At 50.7% G+C, this 286-nt stretch carries 1 protein-coding gene; it reads left to right on the top strand.

Annotation, left to right across the window (positions count from 1 at the left end; all coding sequences use genetic code 11):
* Positions 1 to 21 precede the first annotated feature (21 nt).
* The coding region (locus ACNKXV_RS14555) for an FAD-dependent oxidoreductase (protein WP_417908416.1) at positions 22 to 286 on the top strand (265 nt) is incomplete at its 3' end.

Here is a 286-nt window from a genome sequence, read left to right on the forward strand (position 1 = left end):
TTAAACCAAATACCATAACCTATGGCAAATGAAGCGTTTGACGCAATCGTAGTTGGGTCAGGGATTAGCGGCGGATGGGCTGCTAAAGAGCTGACGGAGAAGGGGCTGAAAGTATTGCTCCTGGAGAGAGGCCCAATGGTCGAGCACGTAAAAGATTACAAAACGGCTACTCTTTCCCCTTGGGAAGTGCCTCACAGAGGCCGTCGTACCCAAGAGCATTTGAATAATCACCCCAACCTGAAGAGGGATTATGTGCTCAATGAGCTCAACCTCGACTGGTGGGCGC

It is taken from the genome of Christiangramia aquimixticola (assembly GCF_048285835.1).
In the GTDB taxonomy this organism is placed as follows: Bacteria; Bacteroidota; Bacteroidia; order Flavobacteriales; family Flavobacteriaceae; genus Christiangramia; species Christiangramia aquimixticola.